This is a genomic window from Cupriavidus sp. 86D6 (genome assembly GCF_057815095.1).
This window is the reverse complement of sequence record NZ_JBYPSB010000021.1, coordinates 52,100-71,628: the sequence shown is the minus strand read 5'-3', so window position 1 is coordinate 71,628 and position 19,529 is coordinate 52,100. Positions and strand designations below refer to the sequence as shown.

Genomic DNA, 19,529 nt, shown 5'->3' with positions numbered 1-19,529 from the left:
ATCTTCGAGGCCTACCGCGACAAGGTGGTGGACGCCCGTACGCTGGTCGACAGCAACAACTGACCGTAGCCGGCCCCAACTGCCGACCCCCCCGGGGGCGGCGCTGTCGGAATCCGGCCGACGGCGGCGGCATGTCCACTGAGGGTAGACTAGGCGTCACGCGCGATTCGCGCGTGCGAGGTGTCTATCTTCGGGACGCGCCCCCATGCACGCTGCCGGCAGGACCCAGACTTCCGCCCGTTCCATTCTTCCGCGCCCCCGCGCAGCCGTCTGGCTCGTGGTGCCATGGGCCTTGGCGGCTGGTGCGCCGGCTGCCGCGGAAGAGGCCACCTTGCCCGACGTGGTGGTCAGCGCCAGCCGCAACGAGCAACGGCGCTTCGACGCCCCCGCGGCCATCGACAGCATCCCGGTCGATCCCTTCACGGCCACCTCGCCGCTGGTCAACCTGTCCGAACTGACCCTGACCAGCCCCGGCATCGCCGTGCGCGACCGCCAGAACTATTCCCAGGATTTGCAGATTGCCGTGCGCGGTTTTGGCAGCCGCTCGACCTTCGGCGTGCGCGGCGTGCGGCTGTTTATCGACGGCATTCCGGCGACCATGCCCGACGGCCAGGGCCAGGCATCGACCTTCGACCTGGCCAATGCCAGCCGCATCGAGGTACTGCGTGGGCCGTTCGCCCAGATGTACGGCAACGCGTCGGGCGGGGTGGTGCAGGTGTTCACGCCCGACCCGCCGAAGTCCGGCTTCACCGGACGGGCCTCGACCGGCTTTGGCTCGGACGGGCAGTGGCAGGCAGGCGTTTCGCTGGCCGGCGGCAACGACCGGCTGGGCGGCACGCTCGATGCCTGGACCTACCAGACCGACGGCTACCGCGACCACAGCGCGGCCAAACGCTACCAGCTCAACGCCAAGGTCGTGGCGCAGCCCAGCACGAGCACCAGGATCACGGGCCAGTTCAACTATTTCAACCAGCCGCTGGCCGAGGACCCGCTCGGCCTGACGCGCGCCCAGGCCGACGCCAACCCCCGCCAGGCGATTGCGGCGGCCACCCAGTTCAACACCGGCAAGGACGTGGAACAGACCCAGGCCGGCGTTGTGGTCGAACATCAGCTGACCGATCACGACAGCCTGAACTTCCGCCTGTACGGCGGTGGCCGGCAACTGACCCAGCGGCTGGGCTTCAGCGGGGCGGCGCCGGGTTCGGCGGGCGGCATTGTCGATCTGGATCGCACCTATGGCGGCGGCGCGCTATCCTGGACGCGCAAGACCACGGCCAACGGCCTGCCGCTGCAGTGGACGGCCGGGCTTGAAGTCAACGGCATGCGCGACGCGCGGCACGGCTATGTCAACGACAACGGGCAGCAGGGCGCGCTGCGGCGCGACGAAACCGACGAGGCGGCCGACTACGGCGCGTACGCGCAGTTCAACTGGACCGTGCATCCGGCCTGGGAAATCGTGGGCGGCCTGCGCGCCAGCATGGTGCGGCTGCGGATCGACGACCACTATGTGACGGCGGCCAGCCCCGACGACAGCGGCACGTCCACCTATCGCAACCTGAGCCCGGTGCTGGGCGTGGTCTGGCATGCGACGGAGACCCTCAACGTCTATGCCAACCTGGGCCGCGGCTTCGAGACGCCCACACTGACCGAGGTGGCCTACGGCCCGAACGGCGTCGGCGCCAACCTGGGGTTGCAGGCCTCGACCAGCCGGCAGGGCGAGATCGGCGTGAAATGGGAATCGGACGGCCAGCGGATCGATGCGGCACTGTTCGATGCGGACAGCCACAGCGAGATCGTGCCGCAGTCGAACAACAACGGCCGCACGGTCTACCAGAACGTGGACGGCGTACGCCGGCGCGGGCTGGAACTGGGCTGGCGCGGCGCATTCGGCCCGGCTCGCCGGCTGGCCGCCGGGCTCGCGTACACCTACCTCGATGCCTATTTCGGGGACGCCTTCGTCAACGCGCAGGGCGCCACCGTGTCGGCCGGCAACCGGCTGCCGGGCACGGCGCGCCACAGCTTCGGGGCAGAGCTGACCTACAAGCCGTGGGGCCAGTGGATGGTGGGCGTGGAGGCCAAGGCCGACAGCAAGGTCTACGCGGACGATCTGAATACGCAGGCCGCGCCGGGATATTTCGTCTTCAACCTGAAGACCGGCTACACGTTCAAGACCGGCGCCACGCAGTGGTACGTGTTCGGGCGCATCGACAACGTGGCCGACCGGCACTACATCGGATCGGTCATCGTCAATGAAGCGAACGGCAGGTACTACGAGCCAGCGCCGGGGCGACGGTTCTTCGTGGGCCTGCGCGCGTCGATGTGATGCCCCCGGATTGCGCGATCTGCGCCTGCCTGACTTGCCAACGCCGCGTCACACGCCTAAGGTGGCGGTTTTAGCCACGATCAGCGTGCCGCTGCCATGTCTCTCGCCACGCCTCCCGCCGAATCCGCCGCCATGCCCCAGGACCCCAAGCTGCGCATCATGCTTTGGGTGGTGGCGGTGGGATTCTTCATGCAGACGCTCGACTCCACGATCGTCAACACCGCCTTGCCGTCGATGGCGCGCAGCCTGGGCGAGAGCCCGCTGCGCATGCAGTCGGTGGTCATCGCCTATTCGCTGACGATGGCCGTGATCATTCCGGCGTCGGGCTGGCTGGCCGACCGCTTCGGCACGCGCACGATCTTCCAGACGGCCATCGGACTGTTCGTGCTGGGGTCGCTGCTGTGCGCCTGGGCCCCCACGCTGCCGATGCTGTCCGCCGCCCGCGTGGTGCAGGGGGCGGGCGGCGCGATGCTGCTGCCGGTGGGCCGGCTGTCGGTGCTGCGGACGTTTCCGCGCGAGCAGTATCTGCAGGCGCTGAGTTTCGTGGCGATCCCCGGCATGATCGGGCCGCTGATCGGCCCGACGCTGGGCGGCTGGATCACGCAGACGTTTTCCTGGCACTGGATCTTCCTGATCAACGTGCCGGTGGGTGTGATGGGCGCGATTGCCACGGTGAAGTACATGCCCAACGCGCGTCTGCCGGGCATGGGACGTTTCGATATCGCGGGCTATGCGTTCCTGGCCATCGCGATGGTGACGCTGTCCTTTTCGCTGGACGGGCTGGCCGGCATGGGGTTCCAGCACGCCACGGTGCTGATGCTGCTGATCGCCAGCATGGCGGCGCTGTCGGCCTACGTGCTGCATGCGCGGCGCAGCAAGATGCCGTTGTTTCCGCTCAAGCTGTTTGACATCCATAGCTTCAGCGTGGGCCTGCTGGGCAACCTGTTCGCGCGGATCGGCAACGGCGCCATGCCGTTCCTGATTCCGCTGACGCTGCAGGTCAGCCTGGGGTATTCGCCGTTCAATGCCGGCCTGATGATGGTGCCGGTGACGGTGGCCGGCATGGCGTCCAAGCGGCTGGCGACGCGGCTGATCGAGCAGTTCGGCTACCGCAAGGTGCTGGTCACCAATACGTTCCTGGTGGGGCTGGTGATGGCGTCGTTCGCGCTGATCTCGCCGGACCGGCCGCTGCCGATGGTGATCGTCCAGATGGCGATCTTCGGCGCGGTCAATTCCGTCCAGTTCACGGCCATGAACACCGTCACGCTCAAGGACCTGAGCGGGGTCAACGCCAGCAGCGGCAACAGCATGCTGTCGATGGTGCAGATGCTGTCGATGAGCCTGGCCGTGACTTCGGCCGGCGCGCTGCTGGCCACGTTCCAGGCCGGCATCGGCTCCCACCACTTCGACGTGCTGCCGGCCTTCCACGCCACCTTCATCTGCGTGGGGCTGATCACCTCGGCCTCGGCCTGGATCTTCATGCAGCTCGATCCCGAGAAGGTCGTGGTGGCCAGGGCGCAGCCATCGGAAGAGGTGTAGGAGGCAATGCCCCCGGTTTTCTCCCCTCTCCCACTTGTGGGAGAGGGGCGGGGGAGAGGGTCAGCCGTTCAAATGGCAACAAGTCGGCGCCATCGGTACGTCAACGCCCCATCAGCTCGCAGAACCATGAGATATCGACGTTGCCGCCGCTGATGAGGATGCCCACGCGCTTGCCCTTGAGCTGATCCTTGATCTGCAAGGCGGCCGCCAGGCCCAGGGCGCCCGTCGGCTCGACGATCATCTTCATGCGCTCGGCGAAGAAGCGCATGGCTTCCACCAGTTGCGCGTCCGACGCGGTCAGGATGTCGTTGACGTCGCGCCGGATGATCGGGAACGTGTAGTTGCCCAGGTGCTGCGTCTGCGCGCCGTCGGCAATGGTCTTGGGCGTGTCGATATGCACGATCGCACCGCTGTGGAACGACTGCTGGCCGTCGTTGCCGGCCTCGGGCTCCACGCCGTACAGCCGGCACTGCGGCGCCAGCGCGCGCGTGGCCAGTGCCGTGCCGGACAGCAGTCCGCCACCGCCCAGCGGGGCCAGCAGCACGTCGAGCGGACCCACTTCGTCGAACAGTTCCCGGGCGGCGGTGCCCTGGCCGGCCATCACATCGGGATGGTCGTACGGCGGAATCAGCGTCATGCCGTGCTTCTCGGCCAGGTCGCGGCCGATGGCCTCGCGGTCTTCCTTGTAGCGGTCGTACATCACCACCGTGGCGCCGTAGCCCTTGGTGGCGGCCACCTTCAACGCCGGCGCGTCCTGCGGCATCACGATGGTGGCCGGCATGCCCAGCAGCTTTGCCGACAGCGCGATGCCCTGCGCGTGGTTGCCCGACGAGAAGGCGACCACGCCGCCCTTGCGTTGCTCCGGCGTGAACTTCGACAGCGCGTTGAACGCGCCACGGAACTTGAAGGCGCCCATGCGCTGGAAGTTCTCGCACTTGAAGAACACTTTGGCGCCAAGCCGCTCGTCGAGCGTGCGCGAGGTGTTGACCGGGGTGCGGTTGGCGTAGCCTTCCAGCCGCTTGGCAGCGGCCTCGACGTCGGCGTAGGTGGGCAGTTGCAGGGTCGTCATGGTGGTATCGGGTGCGGGATGCAGGGTCTGGGAAGGAAGGGAAGGGGCTTACCAGGGCCAGGCCAGGCGCGTGCCGGTGCCATCGGCCACGGCCCGTTCATGCAGAAAGCGGGCGACGGTCAGGTCTTGCAGCGCCAGGCCGGTCATGTCGAATACGGTGATGTCTTCGGCCTGCCGCTGGAACGTGGCGGCGCCGGTCAGCACGTCGCCGATCTCGATGCAGTGCAGGTCGGGCGACCACTGGCACTCGCCGATGCTGCGCGCCTGTTGCAGGTCGTCGGCCACGATGCGGGCGCGTTCCAGCACGCCTTCGGGCAGTTCGCGCTTGCCGGTGGTGTCGGCGCCCACGCAGGTCAGGTGGGTGCCGGGTTGCACGGCGGCGGCGTCGAACAGGGCGCCGCCACCGGTCGTGGCCGTGATCACGACATCGCTCTGGGCCACGGCGGCATTGCGGTCGGTGGCCAGCGCGATCTGGCAGCGCCCGGCGAATTCGGCTTCGAAGCTGGCGCTGGGCGCGCCGCTGGCGCTGACATAGCGCACGTCGGTCAGCGATGGCAGCAGCGCCAGCGCATACGACAGCTGCACGCGCGCCTGTACGCCGGTGCCGAACACGCATACGCGGCGGCTGTCCGGGCGTGCCAGGGCCTTTAGCCCGATGCCGCCGGCGGCGCCGGTGCGCGCCGTGGTGATCGCGTTGCCATCGAGCATGCACAAGGGCCGTCCGGTCGCCGGATCGATCAGCACGATGGTAGCCTGGTGCGGCTCGCCGCCGCGTTCGCGGTTGCCAGGCCAGAATCCCGCAGCCTTGAAGCCGAGCAGATTCTGCCGACCGACGTCGCCGGCCTTGATGCCAAACACGCCGCCGGTCGCCAGCTTTTCGCGGATCAGCGGAAAGACGCGCCCCTCGCGATGGCTGTGCAGGATAAAGGCCTCGCGCACGGCGGCCAGGACATCGTCGGGGACCAGCGCCGCTTCCACGGCGTGCTTGTCGAGCAGTAGCAACTGCGCGGCGGAATTAGCGTGCATAGCTGTAGACGGTTGCGCGCGACACGCCTAGGTGTGCCGCGATGGTTTCCATGGCCCGGCGCACTTCCAGCAGGCCGGACGCCTTGAGTTCGGCCAGCAGCGCGCGCCGCTCGTCGGTCTTCAGCGCGCGGGGCGTGGTGGCCAGCCGCGCCGCGAAGGCGTCGATGCGCGAGCGCAGCACTTCGGTGCTGGCGGGGTCGAGCGTTTCCTCGGGTCCGTCGGCGGCGGTCTGCACGAACTGCCCCATGGCCATCTGCAGGCTGCGGAACAGCGTCAGGTCCACGTTCATGCACAGCGCGGCGATGTAGCGGCCGCTGCTGTCCTTGATGCCGATGGACGTGCTCTTGGCCAGGCGGCCATCGGCAAACTGGTTCGCGTAGTTGGCCAGCACCTGCGGATAGTCGGGGTCCGTGATGCGGGCTTCGCCCAGTTCCGTGGTGGGATCGCCCACGGCGCGACCCGACAGATTGTTGTGGATGGCCAGGATCGACTGGCCAGGCTCCAGCAGGTCATGCACCACGACCTCGCAGAACGGCGCCAGCGTCTGGCCCAGGCCATCGGCAATCTGCTTGAGCTGGTCCAGCAGCAGACGCTGCTCGGGCGTACGTTGCATCATCTCGGACGATGGAATTAGAGGAAATTCGATGCTGGACAGTTTGTATAGTGCTGGACTAAATGTCAAGAACCGGGCGTGAAAATGGCGCGGGAGCCGCATGGGCTGCCGCGCCATTTGCCGATTTCGCTGGTATCGCCGATTCGTGAACGCGCTCAGGCCGCTTCGGTGATCCGAATCTCCGCCAGCAGCTTGCGCAGTTCCGGCACGCACGACCCGCAGTTGCCGCCGGCCTTCACGCAGGCGGTGATGTCGGCCGGCGTCTTGAGATCGTGCCTGCGCACCGCGTCGCAGATCGTATTGCGGCCCACGCCGAAGCAGGCGCACACCGTGGGGCCGGCATCGGCGGTTTTCTCCATCGGCTGGCCCAGCAGCAGGCCGATACGGTCGGGGTCTTCCAGCCGATCCTGCCCGAACAGTTGCGAAAGCCAGGCGCGCGACGGCAGATCGGCCCGCGTGGACACGTAGACGCACGCTTCCAGCCGGTCGTTGACCACGAATCCCGCGTGATAGACCCCGGCCGAGCGGTCTTCGTATTCAAGCCAGTCCGCGTCGGGGTCGTGCACGCCCAGCAGCGCCCGCGCCCAGGCGGCGCGGTCAGCGACGGTTTCCCGGCCGGCGAATTCGTAACGCTGAAACTGCTTGCCCTGGATGCGCGTCCAGTAGGTCAGCGAATCGGCCGGCAGCGCGTTGCGGCTCAGCACGAAGCCGTGCCACGAGACTCGGAATTCCTCCACGCGCACCGGCGTGTGCTTGAACTCGGGCTCGCCCGAGACCGGATCGACCACCGGATTGACCACGGCACCCACGCGCGCATCGGAACTGAACTGATCGTTCCAGTGAATCGGCACGAACACGCTGCCCCGCGCAATGCCGCCGCCAAAGCGCACCCGGGCCACCATGGCGCCCCAGCGGCTGGTCACGCGGGCGAGCTTGCCTTCGCCCACGCCGCACAGCAGGGCGTCCTGCGGGTGCATGTCGACAAACGGCTCGGGCAGGTGGTCGGACAGCCGCGCCGCCTTGCCGGTGCGCGTCATGGTGTGCCACTGGTCGCGCACGCGGCCCGTGTTCAGGATCAGCGGGAATTCGTCGTCGGCCGCGTGGGCCGGCGCGCGGGCCGCGGTCGGCACGAAGCGGGCGCGGCCATCGGCAAAGGCATAGCGGCCGTCCTCGAACAGGCGCTCGGTACCACCCGGCGTGGCGGCGCGGTACGGCCATTGCACCGGCGCGAAGGCGTCGTATTCGTCCTGGGTCAGCCCGACCAGACCGCCAATATCGAACATGCGCGGCGCGTCGCGGTCGCTGGCATCGCCGTTTCGCCAGGCCGAGAGCCGTGCATGTTCGTCGAAGATCTCGTGCGGGGTCTGGTAGTCGAAGCCGGCGAAACCCATGCGGCGGGCCACGTCGCACAGGATGTCCCAGTCGGCGCGGGCCTCGCCGGGGGGCGGCAGGAAGGCGCGCTGGCGCGAAATGCGGCGCTCGGAGTTGGTGACCGTGCCGTCCTTCTCTCCCCAGCCCAGCGCGGGCAGCAGCACGTGCGCGGCGTCATTGGTATCGGTATGCGTGATGATGTCTGACGACACCACCAGTTCGCACCTGGCCAGCGCACGGCGTGCCTGGTCGGCGTCGGGCAGGCTGACCACCGGGTTGGTGGCGATGACCCACACGGCCTTGACCTGGCCGGCCTCGATGGCGTTGAACAGGTCCACGGCCTTGAGGCCGGGCTTGTCGGCCATGTGCGGCGACTGCCAGAAGTCCTGCACGATGTCGCGATGCACCGGGTTGGCCAGTTCCATGTGCGCGGCCAGCATATTGGCCAGCCCGCCCACTTCGCGCCCGCCCATGGCGTTGGGCTGACCGGTCAGCGAGAACGGACCCATGCCCGGACGGCCGATGCGGCCGGTCAGCAGATGGCAGTTGATGATGCTGTTGACCTTGTCGGTGCCCGCCGACGACTGGTTCACGCCCATCGAGAACGCCGTGATGACCTTTTGCGTACCGGCGAACAGTGCGAAGAACGCTTGCAGGTCCTGCGGATCGAGCTTGCAGGCACGGGCGAGGGCGGTCAGATCCCCGGCATCGGAACCGTCGGCATCGGCCACGGCCAGTGCGTCTTCCAGGCCGGCCGTGTGGGCATCGACAAAGGCCGCGTCGGTGTGGCCGTGGCGCGCCAGGTAGCCGAGCAGGCCGTTGAACAGCCGTACGTCGGTGCCGGGGCGCAGCGGCAGGTGCAGGTCGGCCAGTTCGCAGGTGGCGGTGCGGCGCGGATCGATGGCCACGATCTTCATGTCGGGCCGCGCTTCCTTGGCGCGCGTCAGGCGCTGGAACAGGATCGGGTGGCACCAGGCCGTGTTCGAGCCCACCAGCACCACCAGATCGGCCTGTTCCAGGTCTTCGTAGCTGCACGGCACCAGGTCTTCGCCAAACGCGCGCTTGTGGCCGGCCACGGCCGACGACATGCACAGCCGCGAATTGGTGTCGATGTTGGCCGAGCCGATAAAGCCCTTCATCAGCTTGTTGGCGATGTAGTAGTCCTCGGTCAGGATCTGGCCCGACACGTACAGGGCCACGGCGTCGGGGCCGTGCCTGGCGATGACGTCGGCAAAGCCGCTGGCCACCTTGTCGAGCGCCTGGTCCCAGCTCACGCGATGCAGTGATCCGTCGGCATCGCGCAGTTGGGGATGGAGCAGGCGGCCGTCCAGGCTGACCGTGTCGCCCAGCGCCGAGCCCTTGACGCACAGGCGGCCATGGTTCGACGCGTGGTCGGCATCGCCTTGCACTTCCACCTGGCCGTCGGCGCGCGCGGTGGCGCGTACGCCGCAGCCCACGCCGCAGTAGGGGCAGGTGGTGGAGACCGTCTTGGTCGAGGTGGTGGCAACCACGGCAATATCGGACAGGTTCACGGCAGAATCTCTTCGGTCGGGGGCGGCGCGGGCCGGGGAGCTTGTGTCAGGCCGCCAGGGCCTCGCATTGCGCCTGGCCAAACAGCAGGCGCTGACGCAGCGCGGCCACGGGCTTGCCGGACTGGATCAGGTCGAAATACCACGGGCCATCCTTCACGTCGCCATACAGCACGGCGCCGACCAGCCGGCCGTCCTGCAGGACCAGGCGCTTGTAGACACCGCGGCGCGGATCGCGCAGGACGAGGTCCTCGCTGCCTTCGGCACCGATGAAATCGCCGGCCGAGTACAGGTCCACACCCGTCACCTTGAGCTTGGTGGCCGTGGCCTGCTGCACGTAGCGCCGATGCCCGGCGCCGGCCAGATGCGCGGCGCAGACGCGGGCCTGGTCCCAGATCGGGGCCACCAGGCCAAACGTGGCGTTGCGGTGCTGCACGCATTCGCCCACGGCGTAGATGCGTGGATCGAATGTCTGCAGCGTGTCGTCCACCACGATGGCGCGCTCGCAACGCAGGCCGGCGCCGGCGGCCAGCTCGATATTGGGGCGCACGCCGGCGGTCATCACCACCAGGTCGGCCGGAATCCGCGTGCCGTCCTTGAACAGGACGCCGGCCACGCGGTCCTGGCCAAGAATGCCGGCCGTCTGGGCGCTCAGCAGAAAGCGCAGGCCCTTGCGTTCGAGCGCCAGCTTGAGCAGGTCGGCGGCGGGTTTGTCCAGCTGGCGCTCCATCAGGCTGTCGGCCAGATGCACCACGGTGACATCCATGCCTTGCCGCATGAGGCCATTGGCGGCCTCCAGACCCAGCAGGCCGCCGCCGATCACCACCGCGTGGCGATGATTGCGGGCGGCGTGCAGCATGGTTTCCACGTCCTGGATGTCGCGGAAGGCGATCACGCCGTCCAGCGTATGACCCGGTACCGGAATGATGAACGGCCTGGAGCCCGTGGCCAGCAGCAGGCGGTCGTAGTGGACGGCCTTGCCGGAAGCCGAGCGCACGGTGCGGCGCGGCCGGTCGATGGCCACCACGGGGTCGCCGGCCAGCAGTTCGATGCCGTTCTCCGCGTACCAGTCGCGCGTGTTGAGCATGATGTCGTCGACGGTCTTCTCGCCGGCGAGCACCGGGCTCAGCAGGATGCGGTTGTAGTTGCCGTGCGGCTCGGCGCCGAACACCGTGATGTCGTACAGGTCCGGCGCGAGCTTCAGCAGTTCCTCGACCGTGCGCATGGCGGCCATGCCATTGCCAACCACCACCAGCCGTGGCTTGGCCAGGGTGGCGGGAGACGAGGCGGGGGGCGTCGTGGACATCATCTTCTGGGGGCCTGTTTGCGTAATGGCGTGTTGGCGTGTTGGCGTAATGGCGTGTTGGCTACGGGCGTGCTCGAAGACAGGGCTGCGGGTCAGGCGGCCATTTCTTCCTCTACCTTGCCCGCCTGGGCCTCGCGCTGGACGACCGAGGCCGCCACCCAGACCTTGCCGTCATAGACGCGCGCGGCGTAGGCGTTGACAGAGTGCTCGGGCGCCTCCAGGCACTCGCCGGTGCGCAGGTCGAAGTGGTGCTTGTAGATTGGCGACGCCACCACCACGCGCTCGCCGAGGCTGCCGACCAGCCCGCGCGACAGCACGTTGGCCTGCGAATTGGGGTCGAAATTGGCGATGGCATAGACCTCTTCGCCGCGGCCGACGCGGAAGACCGCCACCTGCTGCCCGTCGACCAGTGCGCAGACACCAGTATTGGGCACGATATCGCGCAAGGTGCAAATCGCGGTCCAGGTTTCGGGATGGTGGGTTTGGCTCATCACGTTCTCCTTGTGTCAGGCTGCTTTTGCGGGCACGGCGACCACGGGAATGTGGCTCAGGCGGGAACGCTGCAAGTTCCGTTCCTCCGGCGTGGCGGGGCGGATCTGGCCCCGTTCCTCCAGGAAGACCAGGTTGTCGTCGCGCAGGTCGCTGTTGACGAAGTGGCGGAATCGCTTGCGGGTTTCCGGATCGGTGATGGCCTTCTTCCACTCGTCCTCGTAGGTGTCCACCACGTGCTGCATGTCGGCTTCCAGTTCGGCGCTGATGCCCAGCTTGTCGTCGATGACCACGGCCTTCAGGTAGTCCAGGCCGCCTTCGAGGTTGTCGCGCCAGGTGCTGGTGCGTTGCAGGCGGTCGGCGGTGCGCACGTAGAACATCAGGAAGCGGTCGACGTAGCGGATCAGCGTGTCGCGGTCCAGGTCGCCGGCCAGCAGTTCGGCGTGGCGCGGCTTCATGCCGCCGTTGCCGCAGACGTAGAGGTTCCAGCCCTTTTCGGTGGCGATGATGCCCACGTCCTTGCCCTGGGCTTCGGCGCACTCGCGGGTGCAGCCCGACACGCCAAACTTGATCTTGTGCGGCGCGCGCAGGCCCTTGTAGCGGTTTTCGATGTCGATGGCCAGGCCAACCGAGTCGTCCACGCCGTAGCGGCACCACGTGGAGCCCACGCACGACTTGACGGTGCGCAGCGACTTGCCGTAGGCGTGGCCGGATTCGAACCCGGCCGCCACCAGTTCTTCCCAGATCAGCGGCAGTTCTTCCAGGCGGGCGCCGAACATGTCCACCCGCGCGCCGCCGGTGATCTTGGTGTACAGGCCGTATTTCTTGGCCACCTGGCCCACGGCGATCAGGCCGTCGGGCGTGACTTCGCCGCCGGGCATGCGCGGCACCACGGAGTACGTGCCGTCCTTCTGGATATTGGCCAGGAAGTAGTCGTTCGAATCCTGCAGGCTGGCATGTTCTTCCTTGAGCACGAATTCGTTCCAGCACGATGCCAGGATGCTGCCCACGGTGGGCTTGCAGATGTCGCAGCCCAGCCCCTTGCCATGCGTGGCCAGCAGGTCATCGAAGGTCTTGATCTTGCCCACGCGCACCAGGTGGTACAGCTCCTGGCGCGAGTACGGGAAGTGCTCGCAGACATGGTTGTTCACGGCCATGCCCTGCTTCTTCATTTCCGCCTTCATGATCTGCGTGACCAGTGGCACGCAGCCGCCGCAGGCCGTGCCGGCCTTGGTGCACGACTTCAGCGCGCCGATGCTGGTGGCGCCATCGGTCACGGCCGCGCAGATCTGGCCCTTGCTGACGTTGTTGCACGAGCAGATCTGGGCCGTGTCGGGTAGCGCGTCGGCACCCAGTGCCGGCCGGGCCTGTCCGTCCGACGACGGCAGGATCAGGAATTCCGGCGATTCGGGCAGTTCGATGCGGTTCAGCATCATCTGCAGCAGCGTGCCGTACTCGGCGGCATCGCCCACCAGCACGCCACCGAGCAGGTACTTGCCGCAGTCGGACACCACCAGCTTCTTGTAGACCTGCTTGCGCTCGTCGGTGAACTGGTACGAGCGGCTGCCCGGCGCATTGCCGTGCGGGTCGCCGATGCTGGCTACGTCCACGCCCATCAGCTTGAGCTTGGTGCTCATGTCGGCGCCGGTGAACCGGGCGGCCTCGCCCCGCAGATGGCGGGCGGCCACGCGGGCCATATCGTAGCCCGGGGCCACCAGGCCGTAGATCTTGCCCTCCCACAGCGCGCATTCGCCGATGGCGTAGATGTCCGGGTGCGAGGTCAGGCAGTTGTCGTCGATCACGATGCCGCCGCGCGGGCCGATGGCCAGGCCGCTGTCGCGGGCCAGTTCGTCGCGCGGACGAATCCCGGCCGAGAACACGATCATGTCGGTGTCCAGATGCGTGCCATCGGTAAAGTTCATGCGGTGCGTGCCGTCCACGCCATCGACGATCTCCACGGTGTTCTTGCCCGTGTGCGCCTTCACGCCGAGGTCTTCAATCTTCTGGCGCAGCATGCGGCCGCCGCCGTCGTCGACCTGTACGGCCATCAGGCGCGGGGCGAACTCCACCACGTGGGTGTCCAGGTTCATGTCGCGCAGCGCCTTGGCGCACTCCAGGCCCAGCAGGCCGCCGCCGATGACCACGCCCGACCTGGCGCGGCGGCCGCATTCCAGCATCGCCTTCAGGTCTTCGATGGTGCGGTAGACGAAGGTGTCCTTGCGGTCCTTGCCCGGCAGCGGCGGCACGAACGGGTACGAGCCGGTGGCCAGCACCAGCTTGTCGTAGGCCAGCGTCTCCCCGGTAGACGTGGTGACCGTCTTGGCGGCCGTATCGATGGCCGTGGCCCTGGCATTCAGGCGCAGCAGCATGTTGTTGTGCTGGTCGAAGAAGCCCGCCGGCACCAGCGACAGGTCATCGGCCGACTTGCCGGCGAAGAATTCCGACAGGTGGACGCGATCGTAGGCGGGGCGCGGCTCCTCGCAGAGCACCGTCACTTCCAGGTCTTGTGCGCCGGCCTCTGCCAGGCATTCCAGGAACTTGTGGCCGACCATGCCGTGCCCGACGATGATGATCTTCATGATGCTTTCCTTGTCCGGAGAGTCGTAACGTGGTTTGTTGGCGTCGATCAGTTGGCCAGCGCGCTGTCGTACAGGGCTTGTTCCTGCGCCTTGTGCTCGGCGCTGAAGCGCACGGCGATGGCGCACAGCGCGGCCAGCGTGGCGGCCACGCCCAGGTACGTCAGCGTCTGCTGCAGGTCGCCCAGGCCTTTCATCAGGAAGCCCGCGGCCACCGCGCCGACGTTGCCGCCAGCGCCGATGATCCCGGCCACGCCGCCCAGCGCCTTGCGGTCGATGAACGGCACCAGCGCGTAGGTGGCGCCGCAGGCCATGTGCGTGAACAGGCCGAACGTCAGCATGGCGGCGACGGCGGTGACCACGCCCGCGGCATGCGCAAACGCCAGCAGGCCCAGGCCTTCGCCCAGAATGAAGACGAACAGCACGATCGACCGCGCGTCGAGGCCACGGCGGCGGGCCACGCGATCCGACACGTAGCCGCCCAACGCCCGGGCGAACAGCGCCAGCAGGCCGAAGCTGGCGGCGGCCATGCCGGCGGCGGACAGCGACAGGCCGAAGTGGTCGACGTAGTAGGTGGCGGCCACGTTGTGGATGAAAATTTCCACGCCGAAGCATGCGCCGTACGTGATGAACAGCAGCCAGACGCGGTAGTTGGCGCTGGCCGCACGGAAGCTTGCCCAGCCGCCACCGCCCTTGCCGCCGCTCACGGCGATGCCGCGGGCGCGCAGGTCCGAGAAGTTGCCTTCGGGGCAGTCCTGCGTGAAGCGCCAGTAGACAACGGCCATGATCAGCATCAGCACGCCCGGCACGATCAGCGCCACGCGCCAGCCCATGGCGTGGTCCACGCCCAGGAACAGCACGGCGGCCAGCAGCAGCGGCATCGCGCCCTGCGCGGCGCCGCCGCCAGCGTTACCCCAACCGGCCGACGCCGCATTGGCGGTACCCACCACGTTCGGCGCGAACATCACCGACGTGTGGTACTGCGTGATGACGAAGCTTGCGCCCACCGCCCCGATCAGCAGGCGAAAAAACAGGAAGGTCTCGTAGTTCTGGGCAAACGCCACGCCGATCACCGGCATCGCACCGATGGCCAGCAGGCCGGTGTACGTCTTGCGCGGACCGAAGCGGTCGCACATCGGGCCGATCACCAGACGTACCAGGATGGTCACGGCCACGGCGGCGATATTGATATTGGCAATCTGGCCGGGGGTCAGGCCAAACTCGCCCTTGAGCACCGGCATCAGCGGCGCGCAGGCAAACCACGCGAAGAAACAGACGAAGAACGCCATCCAGGTCAGGTGGAAGGCGCGCATCTGCGGGGTCTTCAGACTTAGCAGATCGATCCGGGTGGCTTTGCCGTTCATTCTTGGGCTCCAAAAACAAAAGGCGTCCCGAGAGGCTGGCGCTGATGAGCCAGTTCTGGGGACGCCGTTGTCCTGACGGCTGCTACCTACGGATAGCAGTCGTGCTGTGTGGGGTGGGCAGATCGCCGTTGACCGGCCCACGCTTCCTATCGCAAGCGGTGTGCCAGCCCCACCAAGTGGTGGATTGGAGACTTCGAGAAGGGGGGAATGTCCTAAATAGTGCCGTATGGAGCACTAATCCACATCATGGTGCGGCGCCAGAGTTGGGCGGGCGCACCGCTATGGTGCGGTGCAATGTGCGGCGCCGGTGCGTGCGCAGGCCGCAGGCCCCTGCGGTCAGTCGTCCTTTTCGGCCTGCGGCAGCAGGGAAATCAGCTGCATGTCGGAGGGGGAGACCGGCTGATCGGCTTCGTCGATCAGTGCCGCGCGCACCTTGAGCCCGTTGACCCGTGAGCGGATCTCCGCCGGCCCCTGGCCATCGGCCTTCATATGGGCATCGCCCCACTGCATCAGGCCGACGATCACCGGCAGCAGCTCCACGGCGGCACGGGTAGGGCGGTAGGCAAAGCGTTCGCGCTCGCCTGGCGCCTTGTAGCTGACCTTGCGCAGCAGCCCCGCTTCCGTGAGCGTCTTCAGCCGCGCCGACAGCACGGCGGGCGAGCACTGGAGCCGCTCCAGAAAGTCATCGAAACGTTGGACGCCCGAAAACACGTCGCGCAAGATAAGAATTGTCCACTTTTCGCCAATCAGCGATAGCGTGGCCGCGATCGAGCATTGCGCGAAGGCTTCGGGCGACACAGGAGGCGGCAGTGACGTATTCATGATTTGAGGATAGCACTCTAACTTCATTTGAAAAAGTCAGGGTTTCGACTATAGTCCTGCCTACAGAAGATGAAGTCAGGGGTGGGCCATGAACGATGGCGACGACGCAGGCGACGGCAGTACGGGTTCGCGGATTGCGGAAGAACGGTGGACAGCACGCGGTGGCCAACAGGTGACGGTGCGTGCGGTTCGGGCGGCGGATCAGGCGGGGCTGCGCGCGTTTGTCGATGGCCTGTCGCGTGAGAGCCGTTACTACCGGTTTCTGACCGGAGGCCGGGTGACGGATGACATCATCCAGGGCTTTGTCGCCCACCATCCCCAGCGGGACGCCGCCATGGTGGTGACCGTGCGCGGCGAGGATGGTGGCGAATCGATCGTCGCCAACGCCGAATACGTGGTGAACGCCGACAACGTGGCGGAACTGGCCGTGGTGGTGGCGGACGACTGGCAAGGGCAGGGGTTGGGCCGGCGGTTGATCCAACGGCTGCAACAGATGGCGAGGACCAGCCGGCTGCAGGGTATGCGTGGCGACGTGCTGAGCGAGAACCGGCGCATGCTTGCCATCATGCGCGATTGCGGATTTGCCGCACGTCGCAATCCGGAGGACACCTTTCTGCATGAGGTCAGCCTGTCGCTGGTCGAGGCGCAGGACCGCGCGCCCCGGCCACAACGCGCGCATTGGCTGCCGCGCGACTGGTTCGCGGACAACTAACCCGCGTTCGCGCCCACGATGGGCGGTTTGACAGGTCAGTGCTTGCCGCGCGATGTCGCCGTACAGCCAATCGACGCGGTGATGATGGCGGCAATGGCCACCCACTGGATGGCCGTGAGCTGTTCGTGCAGGAATGCCAGGCCCGCCAGGGCACCCATGGCCGGTTCCAGACTCAGCAGAATGCCAAACGTCCTGCGCGGCAGCCGCTTCAGTGCGACCATCTCCAGCGAATAGGGAATCGCGCTCGACATCAGGCCGACCGCCAGACCGGAAAGCAGCAGCCCGGGGCTGAAGATCTGCGTACCGGCATGGCCAAGGCCGAAAGGCAGCGCCACCAGCGCCGCCATGGTCATGCCCAGCGAAGTCGCCTGCCCGCCATGCGCGTTGCCTGCCATCTGGCCGAACACAATATAGAGCGCCCAGCCCACGCCGGCCGCCAACGCATAGCCAATACCCACCGGATCGAGATGGGTGGAGGTCTCGCCCAGCGGCAGCAGCAGGACAAGGCCAGCCACAGCGCAGGCAATCCAGAGAAAATCGATGGCCTTGCGGGACGACAACACCGCAACGGCCAGTGGACCGGTGAATTCGATGGCGATCGCCAACCCCAGCGGGATGGTGCGCAGCGACATATAGAACAGCAGGTTCGTGGCTCCCAGCGCCGCCCCATATAGCGCAATGGCGCGGGCATGCTTGCCCGACAACGGGAAGCGCCACGGCCGCCAGACCGCGATCAGGATCAACGCCGCAAAGCCGACGCGCAGCGCAACCGTGCCCTGGGCGCCAATGGCGCCGAACAGGCTCTTGGCAAACGATGTCCCGACGCATAGCGACGCCATGGAGGCGATCAGGGCCAGCACGGCCAGCAGGGTTTCGCTCTGCTTGATGCGGGTGAGGGGCACTTCCTTGTCCTGGTACGGTAGGCCCGGCTAGGGGCGGTGCGGCATCTTGCCCGAACATCAGCGGGGCGGCCATACACAGATGCCGGTGCCGCTTGCTGTACAGTTGGGCGCGCCGGGCCGGGATGCGAGCCAGCGCCCGGACCGGCGCTGGCGGAGTCCCGGTCAAGGCACTATGGTGGAAGGACCGTTTTTGCCGGAGTTCACCATGGAAGCCAAGGCACCCCGTCGTCATGTCGTCATTACCGGCGCCGCCGGCGCGCTGGGTCGCGCCGTAGCCAGCCGGTTCGCCGGAGAGGGCGCACGGCTGGCGCTGATCGACCACAACCTGCAGCACCTGCAGAGCGTGTTTGCGCACCCCGAGCCCGACCACGGCGGCACGCTGCTGCATGCGGCCGACGTGACGTCCGACACGGCGATGGCCCCCGTGGCTGCCGCCATCCTCGACGCGTTCGGCACGGTCGACGTGCTAGTGCACGTGGCCGGCGGCTTCGAGATGGGCGAGCCCACCCACGCCTTGAGCCGCGAATCCTGGCAGCGCATGATGGACCTGAACGCCTGGTCGTTCGTCGCCGTCACGGGCCACTTCATTCCGGCCATGATGTTTCAGCGCAGCGGCAAGGTCGTGGCCGTTTCCGCGCGCGGCGCCGCCAGTGGCGCGGCCGCGATGGGCGCCTATACCGCTTCCAAGAGCGCGCTGCAGCGGCTCGTGGAAAGCCTGTCGCACGAGGTCAGAAGCTCGGGCATCAACGTCAACAGCATTGCCCCCAGCATTCTCGATACGCCCGCCAACCGCCACGCCATGCCGTCGGCCGATCCGGCGCAGTGGGTATCCACCGGCGCCGCCGCGCGGGCGGTGGCATTCCTGGCATCGGACGGGGCGGAGGCCATACACGGACAGCATCTGGTGCTGGACGGCCTGAGTTGAGCGTCCGCGATGCCTCATAGCGCCAGCCTCATGCCGATGACACGGGCGGCCTTGCGGTCGAAGGTGGCCGTGTGATGGCAGCCGGCGCTCTGGCAGGTCCGCTGGATCAGGCAGTCGGGGAAATCTGCGGACGTCTCCCTGAATAGGAGAAACGCCGACTCCACGATGGCATGGGACTCGATGACCAACTCCCGGCTTTTCAACAGCCATTCGAGAACGCGGGCCACTTCTGATCGCGTTGCTCCACGGATTCTCCTCATGACACGGATCAGTTCCACCAGTACAGCAATGGCAACGTAACCCGGAGCGTTTCGTGAAAGCGACGCCATCAACATGTCTGCTTTGGCAGTCAGGATGGGATCGTCCCGGGTAAAGAACCGGACGAGAATGTTGGTATCCAGCCCGATCATGCAAAGCTCCGGAGATACCTTGCACAGACTTCGGCATCAATGGCCGCTTCGATTTCGTCGTCCGTCAGGGGCGAGCCCTGCCTGCGGCCCGCCAGGCATCCTTTCAAGTCCATGATGGAGCAGGTTTGCCCCGGAGCGAGAGGGGGCAGGCCAAGTGTCGTTGTTGGGTCGGCATCGTGCATGTCAGGTGACTCGGCGTCGTCCACGGCTTGCGCGATGTCTTGCCGGCTTGGCGGGGGCCTGCGGCCAGCAAGGCACCCCTTCAAATCCATGATCGAGCAGGTTTCGCCGGGTGCCAGTTTCCGTAGTCCCAATGTGGTTGCCGGATCGGCGTCCTTCTCTATTTCACGCGACTGCGCGTCGTGCGGGTAGTCCGTCGTCACAGCCCCCACGTCCTTCAACGCAACATGCTGCTCTGCTTGATATTGCATGAGATTGACCCCTCTATTGTCTGGTTAAGCCGGCGCGATTCGCGCCCGACGAAACCATTCTGGGCCGCCGTCAAGCAGAAAAAAATGGGACGTGTCTCAAAATGCGTCCCGCATTGTGGTAC

The 19,529-nt window shown here is 66.9% G+C and carries 16 protein-coding genes; 4 read left to right on the top strand and 12 right to left on the bottom strand.

What is annotated here, in order from left to right; all coding sequences use genetic code 11:
* The first annotated feature begins 205 nt into the window (after positions 1 to 205).
* Positions 206 to 2,323 carry a TonB-dependent receptor family protein gene (locus AC3G88_RS27520; protein ID WP_488773660.1) on the top strand — a complete coding sequence of 706 codons (2,118 nt, stop codon included), beginning with the start codon at positions 206 to 208 and terminating at the stop codon, positions 2,321 to 2,323.
* A 96-nt stretch (positions 2,324 to 2,419) separates the two neighbouring features.
* A complete protein-coding gene (mdtD, locus tag AC3G88_RS27515; RefSeq protein WP_488894341.1) occupies positions 2,420 to 3,862 on the top strand; it encodes a multidrug transporter subunit MdtD in 1,443 nt (480 codons plus the stop codon).
* Positions 3,863 to 3,962: 100 nt separating this feature from the next.
* Here the strand turns inward: mdtD and AC3G88_RS27510 are convergent, their stop codons facing one another.
* The 9 genes from AC3G88_RS27510 to AC3G88_RS27470 form a co-directional block, all read right to left on the bottom strand.
* Complete coding sequence (locus AC3G88_RS27510; protein WP_488773658.1) at positions 3,963 to 4,931, bottom strand: threo-3-hydroxy-L-aspartate ammonia-lyase; 969 nt, start codon at positions 4,929 to 4,931, stop codon at positions 3,963 to 3,965.
* 48 nt (positions 4,932 to 4,979) lie between these two features.
* Positions 4,980 to 5,957: an ornithine cyclodeaminase family protein gene (locus tag AC3G88_RS27505; protein WP_488773657.1), complete on the bottom strand. Its 978-nt coding sequence runs from the start codon at positions 5,955 to 5,957 to the stop codon at positions 4,980 to 4,982.
* On the bottom strand, positions 5,947 to 6,573 hold the full coding sequence (locus AC3G88_RS27500; RefSeq protein ID WP_153948046.1) for a helix-turn-helix transcriptional regulator: 627 nt from the start codon (positions 6,571 to 6,573) through the stop codon (positions 5,947 to 5,949). Before AC3G88_RS27500 ends, AC3G88_RS27505 begins: the two co-directional genes overlap by 11 nt.
* A gap of 152 nt (positions 6,574 to 6,725) precedes the next feature.
* Entirely contained in the window at positions 6,726 to 9,473 is a 2,748-nt protein-coding gene (locus AC3G88_RS27495) for a molybdopterin-dependent oxidoreductase (RefSeq protein ID WP_488773656.1), read from the bottom strand.
* A 46-nt stretch (positions 9,474 to 9,519) separates the two neighbouring features.
* Positions 9,520 to 10,779 carry an NAD(P)/FAD-dependent oxidoreductase gene (locus AC3G88_RS27490; protein ID WP_488773655.1) on the bottom strand — a complete coding sequence of 420 codons (1,260 nt, stop codon included), beginning with the start codon at positions 10,777 to 10,779 and terminating at the stop codon, positions 9,520 to 9,522.
* An 89-nt stretch (positions 10,780 to 10,868) separates the two neighbouring features.
* Positions 10,869 to 11,267, bottom strand: coding sequence for a nitrite reductase small subunit NirD (gene nirD / locus AC3G88_RS27485; protein WP_488773654.1), 399 nt, complete (start codon positions 11,265 to 11,267; stop codon positions 10,869 to 10,871).
* 15 nt (positions 11,268 to 11,282) lie between these two features.
* A complete protein-coding gene (nirB, locus tag AC3G88_RS27480) occupies positions 11,283 to 13,844 on the bottom strand; it encodes a nitrite reductase large subunit NirB (RefSeq protein ID WP_488894340.1) in 2,562 nt (853 codons plus the stop codon).
* A gap of 47 nt (positions 13,845 to 13,891) precedes the next feature.
* Positions 13,892 to 15,205 carry an MFS transporter gene (locus AC3G88_RS27475; protein ID WP_488773652.1) on the bottom strand — a complete coding sequence of 438 codons (1,314 nt, stop codon included), beginning with the start codon at positions 15,203 to 15,205 and terminating at the stop codon, positions 13,892 to 13,894.
* A gap of 336 nt (positions 15,206 to 15,541) precedes the next feature.
* Complete coding sequence (locus AC3G88_RS27470; RefSeq protein WP_488773651.1) at positions 15,542 to 16,027, bottom strand: winged helix-turn-helix transcriptional regulator; 486 nt, start codon at positions 16,025 to 16,027, stop codon at positions 15,542 to 15,544.
* Positions 16,028 to 16,115: 88 nt separating this feature from the next.
* On the opposite strand from AC3G88_RS27470, the gene AC3G88_RS27465 reads away from it, so the two are divergent.
* Entirely contained in the window at positions 16,116 to 16,739 is a 624-nt protein-coding gene (locus AC3G88_RS27465) for a GNAT family N-acetyltransferase (RefSeq protein ID WP_488773650.1), read from the top strand.
* Positions 16,740 to 16,774: 35 nt separating this feature from the next.
* On the opposite strand, the gene AC3G88_RS27460 is transcribed toward AC3G88_RS27465, so the two are convergent.
* Positions 16,775 to 17,641, bottom strand: coding sequence for an EamA family transporter (locus AC3G88_RS27460; RefSeq protein WP_488773649.1), 867 nt, complete (start codon positions 17,639 to 17,641; stop codon positions 16,775 to 16,777).
* Positions 17,642 to 17,846: 205 nt separating this feature from the next.
* Between AC3G88_RS27460 and AC3G88_RS27455 the strand changes: the two genes are divergently transcribed.
* Positions 17,847 to 18,566, top strand: a complete 720-nt coding sequence (locus AC3G88_RS27455) for an SDR family NAD(P)-dependent oxidoreductase (protein ID WP_488894339.1) — start codon at positions 17,847 to 17,849, stop codon at positions 18,564 to 18,566.
* Positions 18,567 to 18,580: 14 nt separating this feature from the next.
* On the opposite strand, the gene AC3G88_RS27450 is transcribed toward AC3G88_RS27455, so the two are convergent.
* Positions 18,581 to 18,976 carry a type II toxin-antitoxin system VapC family toxin gene (locus AC3G88_RS27450; RefSeq protein ID WP_488773647.1) on the bottom strand — a complete coding sequence of 132 codons (396 nt, stop codon included), beginning with the start codon at positions 18,974 to 18,976 and terminating at the stop codon, positions 18,581 to 18,583.
* A complete protein-coding gene (locus tag AC3G88_RS27445) occupies positions 18,973 to 19,407 on the bottom strand; it encodes a hypothetical protein (RefSeq protein ID WP_488773646.1) in 435 nt (144 codons plus the stop codon). Before AC3G88_RS27445 ends, AC3G88_RS27450 begins: the two co-directional genes overlap by 4 nt.
* Positions 19,408 to 19,529 lie beyond the last annotated feature (122 nt).